This window comes from Bradyrhizobium yuanmingense, from assembly GCF_029167105.1.
Classification (GTDB): domain Bacteria; phylum Pseudomonadota; class Alphaproteobacteria; order Rhizobiales; family Xanthobacteraceae; genus Bradyrhizobium; species Bradyrhizobium yuanmingense_A.
On record NZ_JARFML010000067.1, the window covers coordinates 1 to 16,547 of the forward strand.

The following is a 16,547-nucleotide window of genomic DNA, read 5'->3' on the forward strand; positions in this document are numbered from 1 at the left end:
CCATGCCCGCCGTACGTCACGCCATCGTCGATCTCATCCTTCGGCCGCCGCCTCAACGGTGTCCCTACTGCCGAAAACAAATCCTTGAAAAACACGGGCGCAAATAGAATCTGCCAAAGTAGTGCTAAGGCGGATCTCAATCGCCTGGAAGGGAACGGTGAGCTACAGTTGTCGCGCACAGACGCTGACGCTCGCCTCCTGACGAAGGGAGGCCACACAGTCGCCGGATATAATGTGCAGCTCGCTGTCGACGAAAAACATAAGCTGATCGTTGCCAGCGAGGTGGTCAATGACGGCAATGACAGTGGCCAATTATATGCGATGGCAGCGGCGGCCAAGGCGGCACTTGGAGTCGCAACACTGACGGCAGTGGCTGATGCCGGATACTACAACGGTGAGACGTTGAAGGCCTGCGAAGCGGATGCGGTCACTGCCTATGTCCCGCCAGCGGAACGGAATCAGCGCCTCGCTGCACAGGGACGTTTTGGTCGTGGTGATTTCCATTATGACGCCGATACCGATGTCTACCACTGTCCGGCAGGAGAACGGCTCAAGCCGATGAATGGTCGCAAACAGGACGCTGCCGGCAAATTACAGGTCCGTTATGCGGCCCGCGTTGCTGCTTGTGGCTCCTGCTCCTTGCGCGCGGCCTGCCTGACGGAAAAGGCGAAGCTGCGGATCGTTTACCGCTGGGAGCATGAGGACGTTGTCGAGCGACATCTGGCCCGGATGCGCGATGCCGGTGCAATGATGCGACGCCGTTCCGCCGTGGTCGAGCACCCCTTCGGTACACTTAAGTGCCGCGCTGGATACCGACATTTCTTGCTGCGTGGCTTTGACAAGGTGCGCGGAGAGTGCAGCCTGATGGTGCTGAGCTATAACTTCACCCGGGTTCTAAGCATATTCGGCATTCAGGGGTTCATCGCAAGCCTGGCCAAGTAGTCGCGAGGGCGGGCGTGATTCCATATCAACAGAACGCGGCTGCTATAGACTCCTAGAAGCAGAGGCTGCCCGGCACGGACTGCTCTGGCTGCCCCGACTTTGATCCTGTCAGGCTTTGCGAGACGTTCTTGCCCAGTCTCGATTGCGTTGTCCAAGCGCAGCGGGATGTCCACAGCGCTCAGGTCTTTCGGGCGGATTGCCGGGTTCGGCGCAGGCTCTCACCGGTGAGGTCGAGCCGATGGGCATTGTGGACGAGGCGATCGAGCACGGCGTCGGCATAGGTGGGATCTCCAATGAGCAGAGGCCACTGGTCCACGGGGAGCTGGCTGGTGACGATGGTGGAGCGATGACCGTAGCGATCTTCGAGGATTTCCAGGAGGTCGTGACGGGCGCCGGCATCGAGCGGCTCGAGCCCCCAATCATCGAGGATCAGCAGATCGACACGGCCGAGGCCGCGCAATAGGCGTGGATGGCGGCCGTCGCCGCGGGCGAGAGCGAGGTCATCGAACAGCCGCGGAACACGTTGATAGAGCACGGAGCGATTGTCACGGCAGGCCTTGTTGCCGAGCGCCGAGGCGAGCCAGCTTTTGCCGACGCCGGCCGGGCCGCAGATCAGCAGGTTGACATGGTCGTCGATCCAACGGCCCTCGACAAGCTTGGCAAACAGTGGGCGGTCGAGGCCGCGCGGGGTGCGGTAGTCAATGTCCTCGACGCACGCCTGCTGGCGCAGCTTGGCGTAGCGCAGGCGTGTGGCGAGCCGTTTGTCGTGCCGCAGCGAGGCTTCACGTTCGAGTAGCAGAGCAAGCCATTCGGCGTGACCGAGGCTTGCGGCCTCACCGGTGGCTTCGATGTCGGCAAAGGCCTTGGCCATGCCGTGGAGACCGAGGGCGTTGAGGCGGTCGAGGGTCGGATGTGTGAGCAAGGGATGATCTCCTAATTGTAGTAGCGCGGTCCGCGGATGTTTGCATGCAGGATCGGCGCATCGTCCGCGGAGCGCTGGTGAGCAGGACGCCGATCGAGATTGGTTGGCGAGGATCGACTTGACCGAGCCGTAGGTGCGCGCGCCGATGTCGATCGCCCGCGCCGCCGCGGCGTCCAGCCGTCCGCGCCCGTAGGAGGCGGCGAGCCTGAGGAGCCGAGGCAGGCGCGGAAGCCTTGCTCGGGGTGCGAGCGTCGCTCGTCGAGAATGAGGTCGCACAACGCGCTGGTCGCCGGCCCAATCGCGGCAGCGTCCTGGCGGACGCGCGCGATGGTCCAGCCGGCGTAGCGCCGATGGCTAGAGGCCATGCGCTCCGGCACGGTGGTGTGTTTGTGATTACCGCTCATGCGCTGATGCGCGGCGATCCGCTCGCCCTTGTGGAAGATCTCGACGGTGCGGGCGGTGAACCGCACCTCGACCTCGGCACGCGCGAAGCGATGCGGAACGCTGTAATAATGCTTCTCCACCTCGACGTGGTAGTCGAGGCTGACGCGGCGGATCCGCCACTCCGCGAGCACGTAGGGGCTTGTCGGCAACGGCTTGAGCGCCGGCCGGTCGACCTCCTCGAGCAGCCGGCGGCGCGTCACCCCGAGCCGTCGGATCGGCCGCTCCTCGTTGAGCCTGGTGAGCAACTCGCCGATCGCTGCGTTGACCTCAGCGAGGCTGTAGAAGACGCGGTGGCGCAGCCGGCCGAGCAGCCAGCGCTCGATAATGAGGACGGCCTGTTCAACCTTGGCCTTGTCGCGCGGCTTGCGCGGTCGCGCCGGCAAGACGGCCGTGCCGTAATGCGAGGCCATCTCCGCATAGGTGCGATTGATCTGCGGGTCGTAGAGGCTCGCCTTGATGACTGCGACTTTGGTGTTGTCAGGCACCAAGAGCGCCGGGACGCCGCCGATCGCCGCGAAGGCGCCAACATGGGCGCTGATCCAGTCGGCGAGCCCCTGCGTCCACGTCGCCTGCGCGTAGGTGAAGCTCGAGGCGCCGAGCACGGCCACGAAGATCTGCGCCATTCTGCGCTCACCGGTGAGGCGGTCGACCACCACCGGCACGCCGTCGCCCGCGTAGTCGACGAACAGCTTGTCGCCGGCCGCGTGCGCCTGGCGCATCGTCACCGACAGGCGTCCCTCCCAGGCGCGGTAAAGCTCGCAGAAGCGCGAGTACCGGTATCCGCTGGGCTCGGCGCCGATGTACTCCTCCCACAGGATCGACAGCGTCACGTGCTTGCGCTTGAGCTCGCGGTGCACCGCCGCCCAGTCGGGCTCGGCGGCGATGTGCTCGAAATAGCACATGAGCATCGCGACACTGCGCGACGAAAACGACGCCTAAAGGCGCTTCTGGCGCAAACGCAGGCGGCCTTGAGCGAGCATCAGGGGGCACTGGCGGCATCGGAGGAAGCGCGGCGTCGGCTGGAGGTCATTCTCGGCGAATTGCGACGCGACAAGTTCGGCTCGAAATCCGAGAAGCTGCGACCAGATCAGTACCATTTGCCGCTCGAAGACGTGGAGTGCGGATTCCGCTCGATGTCGCCCAGCATTCCGAGATGATCTCGCCCACCGTTCCGGGATGATGTCGCCCGGGTGACGAGGCCTCTTCTGGCTCCCTTAGGGTCCCCCTTTCGGCTTTGCGAGGGGGACCCTGGATGCCGACGGAGAGGCTTGCGATGCGCCGTGTGCGCGATGTGATCAGGATGAAAGGCGGCTGGGCTGCCGAGCCGCGAGATTGCGCGGCGGATGGGCGCAGCGCCCTCGACAGTGCGGCTGACCATCCGGCGGTTCGAGGCCGCAGGCCTGAGCTGGCCGTTGCCGGACGATGTGACCGACGCGGTCCTGGAGGCCCGCCTGTTCGCCAAGACCGGCAATGGCAACCGGCAGGGTCATCGTCGCATCCGCCGCGGGTGCCACGATCAAGATAGCTGCCGAGTCATTCTGCCGCAGTTATCCCGCCACCTGCGGGCGCCGTGCTTCTTCCGGGCGCACCAATCTCCAATCCAGCCCTTCGAACAAGGCAGCGAACATAGCCGGCGACATGCGCATCACTCCGTCCGCGATCGTTGGCCAAACGAACTTGCAACCTTCGAGGCGTTTGTGCACCAACACCAGACCCGTTCAATCCCAGACCAAAATCTTGATCCGGTCCGCTCGTTTCGATCGGAACACGAAGGCTGCGCCGCTGAACGGATCGAGACGAAGCATCTCCTGTATCTTCGCCGCAAGCCCCCGTGGCCACAGCGGAAGTCGATCGGCCGCGTGGCAACGTAAATCTTCAGATCAGCACCGGCCGCGATCATCGTGACGCTCGCACCGCACGGATCACCCGGGATAGCTGGTCAGCATCTATGGCTGTGTCAGTCCGCAGCACGACATCGCCGATCGCAATCTCAAGCTTGACCACCGGAGCCTGACGCTCCTCCAACGCATCTTCCACAACCAGCGGCGCAAACGTTGGTGGAGACGCCTCCCACGGCGGCAACATACCTCGCTGTCGAAACCGCCGTCGCCAATCGTAGACCTGCCAGCGCGTCACTCCGTGCTTGCGCGCTACCTCGGATACCTGGACGCCGGGCAACAGACTCTCCGCGGCGATCCGAGCTCTCTCAGCTTCCGACCGCACACGACGTCCTGACGGCCCTTCAAGAATCTCCAGCCGGCTCACCGACCCCGCCGATGAGCGGTCCAAATAGACGTCCTTTTTGCTGTCCAATCCCATGCGAAGCCTCCGTCCTAACCGGAGGCTTCTTCGCAGCCATCCCAGTCCCGAAGCAAGGGTTTCCGCTTAGCGCTTACGTTGAGGCGTGTCTCACGGGCACATGACTGACGTCCAAAAGCCCCCGATACTCGACACTCGCCAACGGCTGTCGCGGACGAGACAAGGACGACGATAGCGGAGTGGAATGGCAGTTTGCGTTGCGATCTCGCCGCCTCTTAGCGCATCTGCGACCTCAATTCCCGGACCGATCCGAGGCTGATCCTACAGGCGCGCACCACATACACTGGGTGAGTGGCGCTCGACGATATGCTGCGCGCTCTCGTTTCCCGAGCTCGGCAAGGGGCTTTGATTCCCCAGCAAGGCTTAAGAATTAGGAAGGCGGTCAGCAGGCACGAAGATTGAAGGTGTCGTGAACTGGCATCGTCTCGCACCACACGCGACATCGTCGGCTGTCGAATTCCCGATACCGAATTGCCATCACCGTCACTTGAATTGTCGGCCGATCGTCCCTCGTTTTCGATGCTCGGTTTTCCTTCTTACGCTCACCCAAGCGGTTAAACTCTGCTTCGTGACAACAACGTCAGCGCAAGCATACATGAGTTCCTTCAAGAGGAACGGGGGGCACTTGCGGGACGAAGAGAGCGGCAGTCATTACTGCCGCCCAGCTCATGGTAGATATTTGACTGTCGAGAACATGATCGGCTGCGGGCCGAGGAAAACACTTCCTTCCGACAAGGCGTTCGCCAGAGCTAAATCAAACGGCACACTCGATCTGCTCTGGTTTACTCCGGCAAGTGAGCTTGTGATTGCGCTGCGATACCGACAAAGAGCAAAGCCGAAGTACCTCTCGTGTTTCACCGCGCGCGGCTAACGATGCCATCCACGAATTGAACATTCATTGCGATGTGTCTGCGGCGTATCGCCCGATCGCTTACTGCAGCATGGGCGGCCTAATCTTCCCCCACTTATCCGTGCCGGCCGGCAAGGAGCATCGTTTCCTCTTCAATCGGTATGGCATGATGTTCGACGAAATCAGTAGTCGTAGACCCGGAAGGTCATACCATTCAGAGGGTGGAGGAATACTAAATAGACAACGCGGGTTCGTGATCCAAGTGCACATGATTCGTGATGACGCTCAGTGCATGGTTCACACGCGCACTCGGGCTGGCATGGCGGTCGCGGGAGTAGGAAGTGTTGCCATTGCTTCGAAAGTCAATGTGCTTGTACGGCGACCTTGCCTATCACGACCTATCCCGAAGATGAGAAGGTGGCAAAACGATTGCTCTGTCGTCGACAGACTCGACGCTCGATACGCCGCTCCAACGAAAGGGCCACTTGGAACCCTTCGGCTTCCGGGCGCCCTCAACCGCCGCCTTGACCGCACCAGCCCGGACTACGCGACCTAATGATTTGGGAACGTCACGGATAAAGTGGCCCAGTCCGCGCGAATTGTGTTGCGTCACATCAGCTGGCATCCACCCGACCCCATTTTCGTTCCTGTTCACCAACTCAAGACCACTTGCCATAAGGCATGATTGATCCGACAAATGCAACTTCTACCGGACCATAAAAATTCGGCATTCGGCACAGTCGACGAAGTTCGATTGGCATCCGCTAAGTGTCGCTGAGGCGCCAATATTCGCCCTGCGATTTCACTACGCGTTTGAGCACTGGCCGCTTTGTCAGGGCCCATACCTAGATCCACCCGCACCCGGCTCTTCCCGAGGGTAACCCGCGTCATATCCGCGCCTGCGCCCATGTGCGAGTGATGCGTGGAGTTGGCAGGCGGAAGCGTGCCGTCAGGGTCTCGAACTCCGGCCAGCTCATGCGCCGACTTTTCTGGCTGCGCCGTCTCAGACAACGCAGCCAGGTTCGACGCACTTCGCGGTAGAAGCCGTTGAGCGCTGGATAGTTGTGCGGCCTGCCATAGTAGCCGTAGTGCCCGCGCAGAACGGCGGCGAACCACTCGTACTGCGTGGCCAGTGGCGCGTGCATGAGCCGCCAGGCCTCCTGCCGCAACGCCGTCAGCTTGCGCGTCAGGCGTTTCCCTTCCGTCTTGTGCTTCACGATGAACCGGCCATCTCGGGTCCGCCCCGCAGTAGTGGGTAAAGCCGAGGAAGGCGAAGGTCTCTGGCCGCCGCTCGCCCCGCCGCTGACGCGAGACGGCCGCGAACCGGCCAAACTCGATCAGCCGCGTCTTGTCCTCATGAAGCATCAGGCCGAAGCCGGCCAGCCGCACCTTGAGGGCCAAGAGCATTTCCTGCGCATCGGCCTTGCTCTCAAAGCCCATGACGTGTCGAGTCGCCCGGGGGAGTCTCACCCCCAGGCGCTCACAGATCCGGACGTGAACGTCTCCGCTCATCCGGCTCTTACCGTCCAGCCGCTGTCTTGTGCAGCATCGGCCAATGGGCCAGCAGCGTGGGGGTGCGGCAAGCAATGTCCCGTACCCAGTGCTCTGCCCGTCTTCGATGTCGCCGCAGACGTTTGTATTTCGACATCGCCCATCGCGCGAGACATCGGTCGAGATGGCGTAGTGTCGGGTAAAGCGCCGATTTGTAGTACCGACCATAGTAGTTCATCCAGCCTCGAATGATCGGGTTGAACATCCTCGCCAGGTCGTCGATCCTCTTGTCCACCCGGCAGCGTAGTTGCCAGGCACGGATTTCCTGTCGGATTGCCTTCGTCGCGGCATTGCTGACACCGGGGCTGAAGTTGACGAAGTGCTTTCCCCAACGGTTCTTCGACCGACGGGCACGAAACGTGTAGCCCAAAAAGTCGAATTTCTGTTCAGGATAATCACCTCGCCGGTCGTCATCCTTACAATAGACTATTTTCGTCTTGTCCGGATGAAGCTCCAGTCCGCATTCGGCAAAGCGCTTCGCAAGCGCCTCCTTCAGATCTTGTGCCTGCCGCTCACTATCGCAATGGCAGAGAATATCATCGGCATAACGCTCGAACGGGATGCTCGGATGATTTCTTCGCATCCACATGTCGAACGCATAGTGGAGAAAGAGATTCGCCAGCAGTGGTGATACCACCGACCCCTGCGGCGTGCCCTTCTCTCGGGGATCAAGGGTGCCGTCTTCCAGTTGAACGGGAGCTTTAAGCCACCGTTCAATGTACAACAACACCCAAGCGCAGTCCGTGTGCTTCCGAGTCGCCTTGAGCAAAAGCTCATGCGATATCGAGTCAAAATAGGCCCGAATGTCGAGATCGAGCACGAAGGGATGCCGCCAGCATCGCTGACGAGCAACCCCAACGGCATCGAGCGCCGATTTTCCGGGTCGATATCCGAACGAGTCTGGATGAAAGTGCTTCTCCAAATCCGGCTCCAGATATCCTTTGACGACCGCCTGAGCAACGCGATCCTACACCGTAGGAATTCCTAGCGGCCTCTTCCCGCCGTCGCGCTTGTCGATCTGCGCACGCTTGACCGGCGGTGGAAAGTAGCTGCCCGAAGACATTCGATTCCAGAGCTTGTACAGATTGCTCTGCAAGTCTGCCTCGAACACCTCGATCGACTGCTCGTCCACGCCGGCAGCGCCCCGATTTGCTTTAACCCGTTTGTACGCCTCCCAAACCCAGCGCTTGGGGATGTCATACGGCTTTGCCTGACCCAAAAGAGTCCTCCCGTTTCCGGTTGTTCTTCCAATCAAGCGGGACGGTGCCGTGCCTTCGCTCCGCCACCGTTACAGTGCCTTCGTCACTACTACACACGGCTCCGTCCCTGCATCGCGCATTGGTACTCAGACTCTTGTGGGGCTTCCACTTGAACCATTCCCTTGGCATCGCGATACAGGTTCCCACGTTCCGCACAGAAGCCTGAACCGAGGTCATGCCACCTCGCCTGCCGGACGCCGCCTGAGCCGTAAACAGGTATCGCTCAGACTGATCCCAAGATAACGACTACCCCTTGGTTTTGACGTCTTCCCTACGCTTTCGACAGTTCATCGGTGGTTCGCTTGCGCTCATCTCCTCGATCCTTACCTGACAGAGTCTTGCTCTGCCTTTTCCGGTCTCGCTCACCACCTCGACCATTGGGCCGAAGCAGCAGCCGGTGGTTTGAACCCTGATCCTGCAACCCGAGTTCGAGGGGCCGACCCCCATCTTCTGTGCAGCAAGGCTACTCAAAGCTGCTCTACATCACACCTCCTTCGCGCCGTCGTGGCGCACAGTCGTCCGCGTAGCGCACGATCACGATACGACCGCGTGCGTGGCGATGACGCCATTTCTGGGTCCAGAGATCGAGGATGTAGTGCAGGTAGATGTTGGCAAGGAGCGGGCTGATGCCCGCCCCTTGCGGCGTGCCCCCTGTCCGTCTCTTGCTTCTCGCCGCTCTCAAGAACGCCGGCTCGCAGCCACAGCCCGATGAGCTGCAAGATGCGAGGATCGGCGATCCTGTGTGCCACCATCCGCAACAGCCACTCGTGGTCGACCGAGTCGAAGAAGCTGCGTATGTCGGCATCGAGCACCCAGTTCACGTGCTGGCTCATGATCGCCGTATGCAGAGCATCAAGCGCGATGTGAGGATTCCGCCCCGGCCGGAAGCCATAGGAGAACCCGAGGAAGTCGGCCTCGTAGACGGCGCTCAGCACCTCGGCCACCGCGCTTTGGACAATCTTGTCCTCGAGCGCCGGCACGCCGAGAGGCCGCTTGCCGCCATCGGCTTTGGGGATGTAGACGCGCCGCACCGGCTGTGGCCGAAACGACCGGTGTGGACTCGTCCGCAGAGGTGGCGGAGGTTATCCGTCAGCCCCTCTTCGTACTTCGCCACGGTCACCCATAGACCCCCGCGCTGGCCTGCCGCTTCTGTCGTCGAAACGCCCGAAGCAGAGCGGCTTCATCGACATGGTGCAGCAGAGCCGTGAACCGGGTTTGGGCAGCCTGCTTGGCTGCCGCGTTCACCCGCTTGAGGTTCGGCGGCAAGGTAACCCGGCTCTGTGTCCGGACCCTGGCCTCCTCGCGCAGGCTCCCCTCGGGCTGGTCCCTTCCCTCCATGCGTCTCGTTACCTTCGACGACTTCACAGGTAGTATGGACCAGTCCGACTCCCGACCTCAGCTCGAACAACGGCTCCGGCAGTGCCTTGCCGCTGTCCCCCGCTGGAGACCAATCCAGCGGACCCGGTCGGGCCTCTCATGTTCCGATGATTACCTTCCGTGCGTGATGAGGCCATCTACCCCGACGGAGCGGCATCGTCTCGCGTATCGACGATGCTCATGCATCCTTCGTGCTTAGGGAACACACTCGGCCTCCGCGAACATCCACCTTTCGAGGCTCATTCCCGCACCCCGCACGACTCCCTTCTACACTTCGGACCCCAGCGTGCCGCGACGCCCGCAAGACTCGGTTCCGGCTTGCCTGCTACGGCTTCGGCCGGATGGGACTTGCACCCACAAGCAATCATCAGCTTGGCATGACGTACTCCCAAGGAGTGGTGTAGCTGGTAGCGAAGCCGCTCGCGCGGCGGGCGGACCACGAAAATCCACGCGCTGAGCGACCCTGACTGCAGACCTTGCGCATTTCATCTCACTCCAAGGCCAGGACGCTGATCTTTTGGAACTCGCGCCACCCATGTCTGCCCTCATTGGCGACAAAGGGTACGACGGCGACGGCTTTCGAGTCGAAATCGTCGATCGTGGTGCCAAGCCCGTCATTCCAAACAAATCCAACAGGGTCACTCTCCACAGCTTCAGCAAACGTGCCTACAGGGGCGCAACGTCATCGAGCGCTGTTTCTGCCGCCTCAAGGATTTCAGGCGTGTCGCAACTCGCTACGACAAACTAGCCAGGAACTTCTTGGCTGCCGTCCATCTCGCCGCCATCGTTGCCTATTGGATCAATTGAGTCCGAGCCTTAGCATTACAGTTGCATCTTCTTGAAGGTTCTGAATCCATGGGTGACCATGATTCGGGATCTGATGATTGGTGGTGCGTCGGTCGAGGATACACTGACGCTCTGGGCTTCGTCGTTGCGAGATGCCAAGCAACGCATCCGTCCGCTGTTTACGCACGAGCGGGTCGCGGCCTCGGCGGCGCAGTTTCTCGACGGACTGTTGGGCAACGAGCCGCGCAAGACGGGTTGGATGCGGGCGGAAGCTGCCGGCGATCCAGGCCCGTGGCGCCAGCAGTCGATCCTTGGCCGGGGGCAGTGGGATGCAGACGCGCTACGCGACATTGTGCGTGAGTACGCACTAGAAACGCTTGGCGATGAGGACGCGGTCCTAGTCATCGATGAGACCGGCTTTCTGAAGCAGGGCGGCCTCGTGCGGTGTCGCACGCCAGTACACTGGCTCGGCGGGCAAGATCACCAATTGCCAAATCGGAGTGTTCGTCTCCTATGTGTCGCGGCACGGCCATGCCTTCATCGACCGGGCGCTCTACCTGCCAAAGGAAATGACGGATGAACCCGCTCGCCTGAAGGCAGCACATGTACCGAGCGATGTGGGCTTTGCGACGAAGCCCAAGATCGCGCGTCAAATGATCACGCGCGCGATCGCCGCCAAGGTGCCGTTCTCGTTTGTGGCTGCGGACAGCGTGTATGGCACCGCGGAGATCGAAACCCTGCTGCGCAAGGCGGGCAAAGGCTATGTTCTGGGTGTTGCTTCCAATCATGTGTTTCACTCTTGGGGTAAGCAGCAGGCTCTCGCCGGCACCGCCTCCGCGATCGCGCAGAGCCTTCCCAAGAAGGCCTGGCGCCGCCTGTCGTCCGGCGGAGGGACCAAAGGTCCGCGCTGGCACGACTGGGCCTATCTCGAATTGGCCGATCTCGACGCCAGTGAATACAACGACGAGCTTGCCGGGAATGGACGCGAGGTCTTCTGATCCGCCGCAACATCGCCGACGGCAGCTTGGCTTTTTTCTCCACATGGTGCCCCAAGGGCACGTCTATGCAGAATCTGGTGTCGGTGGAAGGCCATCGCTGGGCCAACGAGGACAGCTTCGAAACTGCTAAGAACGAGCTCGGCCTTGATCACAACGAAACCCGTTCCTGGCATGGCTGGCACCGCCATGTCTCACTCGTCATGCTTGCCTTCGCCATGACGGCCGTCATCCGTCATCGGGCCAACACCTGGCCATCGCTCAAAAAAACGCGACTGCGGCCTCGACCGAAGCATCGTTCTTGATCCGCTGGTCGATCTAGGAAATCCGGCGCATCGCTCTGAAGCTAGCCCAGCGGCGCATCCCGCACGCCCACATCCCCGCATGGTCGTCCTGGCGCAGGGCTCATCAGGCCAACGCGCGCAAAGCCCATCTCAAGAAAAAACTGCAACTGTAATGTTAGAACCAAGTTGTGTAGCAGGTCGAGCAGCCCTTCCGGGCTCTGCTCGAGAACGGCAGGATCTAGGCCAAGAAAGAACACTCATTCTGCCTAAATTGCGGGCCGACGTAGAAGGTCAGCAGTCCAATCCGCGGCTTATCCATAAGGACGGAGCCGAAATCGGATCGAGCGGCAGGCGTCCAGCGTGGATACGCGAATGTCTGGATTTGCTGGCGCGATGCAGCTTCGCTAGGCGCACAGAAGCGGCGGCGCGCGTTCGCGCTCAGCGTAGATTGCGTGCGTAGAGCTCCGAAAGCTTGGCCCAACCACAGCCGGCCGCCTCCGCGTCGTAGACGGGCATGTCTGGTTTCATCCAGCCGTGCGCCTTTCCCGCAAAAACTCGCTAGCATAGTTGACGCCGGCAGCTTCCATGGCCGCGTCAAAGCGCTTCGCCATCTCAGGAGGATAGCTGGCATCGTTGTCGGCGACAGCGACATAGACCTCGCCCTTGATCCTGGTCGCTTGTAGGTGCGGGCTGATGGACAAGTCCGTCGCCAAGTTTCCGCCGTGGAAACTGGCGGCGGCGGCGATCCGGTCTGGATAGAAGGCGGCGGCGGTAAGCGCCATGCCGCCGCCCATACAGAAGCCAACCGTGCCCACCTTGTCACCGGCCACGTCTGGGCGGCTATCGGGATAGGCCAGCAACGCGGCGGTGTCCTCGCCAGCCTTGTGGTTGTCGGTACTGCCCATCAGCGGGCCAACGATGGCCTGGAACTCGCCCTGGAGCACCTCCTTCGGGTCCAGGGGACCATAGGCGCCATAGCGATAGAAGAGGTCGGGCAGGAGCACGACGTACCCCTGGTCAGCGATGTGCTGCGCCATCTGCTTCATGCCGGGCCGGATGCCGAACGCGTCCATGTAGAAGATAACGCTCGGCCAGGACCCTAGACCATCGGGTGTAAAGACCCAGGCCCAACAATAGCCATCCTTCGCTTTGATGCGCACCTGTTCCTGGCTCATGAATGCCCTCCATGCTTGCCCGCCGCTCCTTGGGGACGGGACGCGTGGTCTCAAGACTGATCCTTGGCAAGAACCGCCGCTGTGGGTCGACAGTGGCTGGCAGATCAGCGCCAGGGCCTCGGTCCCGTGGAAGCGGCTGCGAGCGCGCCCGCTGGTGAGCGCGCGCCGCTACGGCGCGGTGAATTCCATCCTAACAATTCGGCTCGAGGCCAACCCGTCCGAGACGAGCCTGCGCTGCCGTTTGTATGCAACATCCGCGGCTCAACCTAGCTATCAGCTCCTGGATCTGATGCTGACCCATCGCACGTTCAATTCCGTAGCCGTCAGCCTGAGGCTCGCCGCTGGCCGATGGACCGCGAGATCGTCCATCGGCAGGAAATTCGCTTTGACGCCCGACTGCACTGTGCACGCCTACGCCGGGATGATGTCGTGATACATGCCGCGCATGTCCATGTTTGCTCTCAAAATGACCCCGGAGACTTTTGCGATGACCACTGAAAAGTGAGTCGGCACTTCAGCTTTCCCGTCATAACTGTTGCGGCAAACCGTTGACCCCTCCATGAGGTGGCCACAGACTGTCTCCGAAGAGTTCGTCACCGTAATATGAACGTGGCAATAGGGGGTCTTGTGTCCCACGAAGCCTGCCGCACCGAAGCCCGTGTCGATCTCAGTCATAAACGCTGGCGGCAGTTGCACCGACGGGCCCGGAACCCAGCCCATCCCAATGAGGCCATGAGCGCTCACCTCCAGGTACCCAGGCATCTGAACCATGTCGATCCCGTCCGTTCCTTTTCGCGGCTGGTGGGGTGGCCGCATCAGCCGAACCGTATCCAACGTGCCGGTCGCGTCCAGAAGGACACCGGTTTTGACATCGTGTTTCTCGCAGATGTCCCAAAGGGCTCGAAGCAGGTCTTCGCCGTGCTCAAGGCGAGCGTAGATGACCTCCTCGATTTTCCCGCTGAATGACTGCCTTTCTTTCTTCATACCGCACCCCCGAAAATGATTAACGCGCGAACTTCTGGGACTGTTTGTCAGCCCGGACCGTTCCGTGGGGACCCTACGGGATTCCGCAGTCGAATTTCCGCGATGTGGTGTTCTGTAACGACGCAATTCTTCGCCTGAACTCGAGAATGCGACGCTTCTGTGCGATCAAACGTCGCCTCTCGGGTGACATGAGCAAATCACTAGGTCGTTTGGGCTCTTGGGATCGAAGTAAACCACCTGCTAGATCGCGAGGACAGCTACAGAATTAGTTAGAGTTGAGAACGCAAAGAGCGCACGGTGAATCTGGCCTGCTAGCGGTTCTTGTAGAAAAAGCGCCCGAACGGCCGAGAGAGCACGCGCACCGCCGGGAAGAAGCAGGGCCGGCAAGCGACCCGGGTGTAAGCGGCAAAGAAATCCCATCTGGCGGAGTGAGTGAGCGATCGGCTATCGGCTGCGGGTCTGTGAGCCGATGTGAGCTTCTATGTCTGCGCTTAGCTCTGAAACTAGAACCTTCCATATGATCGAAGCGGTCGCCGAGCGTCTTGAGGGGACCCCGCGACAACTTCGCCGACGCTGGTCGGATGAGTTCAAGGCACAAGTCGTGGCAGAGGCGCTGGAGCCCGGCGCGAGTGTATCGGCATCGCCCATCGCATCGGCATTGATCCGTTGCAGCTGTTCGCCTGGCACCGTGATGCGCGGGCCGAACGAACTTACCCCTCGCAGCGTTCGCGATGGCGTGCATGTCAGTGATCGAGATTTACATTGGGGAGGTGATCGTGCGCGCCGGCGGGAATATCGACGAGGCGCATTTGCAGCGCGTGATCCGGGCGGTCCGTTGGGCATGATTCCCTCTGGTGTGAAGGTGTTCCTGGCCAGCCATCCGGTCGACTTCCGTAAGGGTATCGATGGCCTTGTTGCGCTGGTTGCGCGATGCGGGCTCAGATCCGTTCGATGGGGCGCTTTATGTGTTCCGGGCCAAAAGAGCCGACAGAATCAAGATCGTGTGGTGGGATGGCTCCGGCGTGTGCCTCTATTTAAAACGTCTCGAGAAGGCGAAGTTCTGCTGGCCGCGGATCGGGCATCATCGGGTGCAGATGTATCCGGCACAGTTGATGGCACTGGTGGACGGGATGGGATTGGAAGCGGGTGCGGGCTGTGCCGGTCAGGCCGCCGGAGATTGTTGGGTAAAAGCACTGCGGCGAAGTGAATCAGTGAGCTGAAAGGGCGGGAGAACCGGGGCAAAATGTGCTCTGGTCGGTCAATTACGCCGCCCGATCTCAGCCTCCCGAGTGACGTAGAGACGCTGAAGGCCATGGTGCTTGCCATGGCCGAGAAAGTGGCCCGCGCCGATGCCCTGGCGAGCGAAGTCGCCGATCTCAAGGCCCGCAAACGCCGATGCTGATACGCGCATCGAGCGGCTGACGCAGATCCTGAAGGCCTTCGCGCCCGGTTCGGCCATCGAGATCATGGCCGACTACATCTTCAGCGAGGTCAAGAAGGCCGAACGGGTCTTTGCCGACGAAACCACTCTGCCAAGGCTCGCTCCGGGCTCCGGATCGACGAAGACAGCCTATTTGTGGGCCTATGCCGGGGATGACCGACTTTGGTCGCAGCGGTCCGACGATGGTGGCTTATCGCTTCGAAGACAGCCGCGCCGGCGAATGCGCGGTCCGGCATCTCAATGGTTATCACGGGATCCTGCAGGTTGATGGATACGCCGCCTATAACAAGCTGGCGCTATCCGATCGCGGCAATGACGGCGTCACATTGGCTGGCTGCTGGTCACACAGCCGGCGCAAGTTCTACGAGCTGCATGTTGCAGGAAGCTCAGAAGTGGCAACGGCGATGGTCGAGCGGATGGCGAAGCTCTGGTAGCTCGAGAAAACCGTGCGCGGCCAAAGCCCCGACGCTCGCGTTGCCGCGCGCCAGCAAGCCTCCGCGGTGATCGTCACAGATCTCTTCGATCTCTGGCAGCAGACCTTGCGGCGGATCTCCGGCAAGTCAAAACTCGCTGAGGCAAGCCGCTATGCCGTCTCGCGCCGCGCCATCTTCAAGCGCTTCCTGACCGACGGCCGCATTGAGCTCGACTCCAACATCGTCGAACGCGCCATCAGACCACAGACAATTACAAGAAAGAATAGCCTCTTCGCGGGCAGCGACGGCGGCGGACGAACCTAGGCGACCATCGCAACACTGCTGCAGACGGCGAAAATGAACAACGTCGATCCGTTCGCCTGGCTCAGCCTAACGCTGCAGCGTATCGCCAACGGCTAGTCGAGCAGCGAAATCGACGCCCTTATACCATGGAACCACGCCGCCTGACGGCCGCAGCTTGCCGCTTAACCCGTGTGCCCTTGGGCGAAGATCAATCGGGCACGACATAGTGGACATGCAGATGCCGTTACAGCTTCTGGCCCCAGGCATGGAGGACGGCAGTCACGCCGAGGTGGGTGCCGAGGTGGGGTCGGCCGCGATGGGTGCCGAGCGTCTCGGCCGCAGCGGAACAGGATGTCAGTCATTGACGGGGACAGCCTAGTACCCACTTTTCTTGGATCGTGAGTCGTGATTCAAGATATGGATGATACCCGAAGGAAGAGAAGTCCACCTTTCGAGGAAAGATCGCAAGGTGCTTGAGGCGTGCTGTCGCTCACCGGTGACC

General features: G+C 61.1%; 9 protein-coding genes and 7 pseudogenes. 7 read left to right on the top strand and 9 right to left on the bottom strand.

All coding sequences use genetic code 11. From position 1 onward, the window contains the following. The first annotated feature begins 168 nt into the window (after positions 1-168). Positions 169-942, top strand: a complete 774-nt coding sequence (locus tag P0R31_RS39215) for a transposase (RefSeq protein WP_275520627.1) — start codon at positions 169-171, stop codon at positions 940-942. A gap of 178 nt (positions 943-1,120) precedes the next feature. Here P0R31_RS39215 and istB read toward each other — a convergent pair whose 3' ends face one another. Beyond that, the gene (istB, locus tag P0R31_RS39220) at positions 1,121-1,864 is read right to left on the bottom strand and encodes an IS21-like element helper ATPase IstB (RefSeq protein WP_275520613.1); all 744 of its coding nucleotides are present in this window, start codon (positions 1,862-1,864) and stop codon (positions 1,121-1,123) included. 11 nt (positions 1,865-1,875) lie between these two features. Continuing rightward, a pseudogene (istA, locus tag P0R31_RS39225) lies at positions 1,876-3,189 on the bottom strand (IS21 family transposase); the annotation flags it as partial. Positions 3,190-3,560: 371 nt separating this feature from the next. Here istA and P0R31_RS39230 point away from each other — a divergent pair. After that, positions 3,561-3,804: pseudogene (locus P0R31_RS39230) on the top strand (sigma factor-like helix-turn-helix DNA-binding protein); the annotation flags it as partial. Positions 3,805-4,026: 222 nt separating this feature from the next. Here P0R31_RS39230 and tnpB (P0R31_RS41230) read toward each other — a convergent pair. The 5 genes and pseudogenes from tnpB (P0R31_RS41230) to P0R31_RS40950 all read right to left on the bottom strand — a co-directional run bounded on the left by tnpB (P0R31_RS41230) (position 4,027) and on the right by P0R31_RS40950 (position 9,318). Then, positions 4,027-4,113, bottom strand: a complete 87-nt coding sequence (tnpB, locus tag P0R31_RS41230; protein WP_430516893.1) for an IS66 family insertion sequence element accessory protein TnpB — start codon at positions 4,111-4,113, stop codon at positions 4,027-4,029. Between the two features lie 91 nt (positions 4,114-4,204). Continuing rightward, the gene (gene tnpA, locus P0R31_RS39235) at positions 4,205-4,627 is read right to left on the bottom strand and encodes an IS66-like element accessory protein TnpA (protein ID WP_275520615.1); all 423 of its coding nucleotides are present in this window, start codon (positions 4,625-4,627) and stop codon (positions 4,205-4,207) included. 1,737 nt (positions 4,628-6,364) lie between these two features. Beyond that, on the bottom strand, positions 6,365-6,694 hold the full coding sequence (locus P0R31_RS39240) for a hypothetical protein (protein WP_275520617.1): 330 nt from the start codon (positions 6,692-6,694) through the stop codon (positions 6,365-6,367). Positions 6,695-6,996: 302 nt separating this feature from the next. After that, positions 6,997-8,247 (bottom strand): annotated as a pseudogene (gene ltrA, locus P0R31_RS39245) (group II intron reverse transcriptase/maturase). A gap of 507 nt (positions 8,248-8,754) precedes the next feature. Beyond that, positions 8,755-9,318, bottom strand: coding sequence for a reverse transcriptase domain-containing protein (locus P0R31_RS40950; protein WP_343299368.1), 564 nt, complete (start codon positions 9,316-9,318; stop codon positions 8,755-8,757). Positions 9,319-10,204: 886 nt separating this feature from the next. Between P0R31_RS40950 and P0R31_RS39260 the strand changes: the two are divergent. Then, a pseudogene (locus P0R31_RS39260) lies at positions 10,205-10,471 on the top strand (transposase); the annotation flags it as partial. A 58-nt stretch (positions 10,472-10,529) separates the two neighbouring features. Next, a pseudogene (locus tag P0R31_RS39265) lies at positions 10,530-11,750 on the top strand (IS701 family transposase). 503 nt (positions 11,751-12,253) lie between these two features. On the opposite strand, the gene P0R31_RS39270 reads toward P0R31_RS39265, so the two are convergent. Both P0R31_RS39270 and P0R31_RS39275 read right to left on the bottom strand, forming a co-directional pair. Continuing rightward, entirely contained in the window at positions 12,254-12,904 is a 651-nt protein-coding gene (locus tag P0R31_RS39270; RefSeq protein ID WP_275520619.1) for a dienelactone hydrolase family protein, read from the bottom strand. Positions 12,905-13,315: 411 nt separating this feature from the next. Continuing rightward, positions 13,316-13,888, bottom strand: a complete 573-nt coding sequence (locus tag P0R31_RS39275) for a PCC domain-containing protein (RefSeq protein ID WP_275520621.1) — start codon at positions 13,886-13,888, stop codon at positions 13,316-13,318. A gap of 517 nt (positions 13,889-14,405) precedes the next feature. Here P0R31_RS39275 and P0R31_RS41235 point away from each other — a divergent pair. The 3 genes and pseudogenes from P0R31_RS41235 to tnpC form a co-directional block, all read left to right on the top strand. Continuing rightward, positions 14,406-14,492 (top strand): annotated as a pseudogene (locus P0R31_RS41235) (transposase); the annotation flags it as partial. A 301-nt stretch (positions 14,493-14,793) separates the two neighbouring features. Further along, the gene (gene tnpB / locus P0R31_RS39280) at positions 14,794-15,108 is read left to right on the top strand and encodes an IS66 family insertion sequence element accessory protein TnpB (protein WP_275520623.1); all 315 of its coding nucleotides are present in this window, start codon (positions 14,794-14,796) and stop codon (positions 15,106-15,108) included. A gap of 41 nt (positions 15,109-15,149) precedes the next feature. Next, positions 15,150-16,162 (top strand): annotated as a pseudogene (tnpC, locus tag P0R31_RS39290) (IS66 family transposase). Positions 16,163-16,547 lie beyond the last annotated feature (385 nt).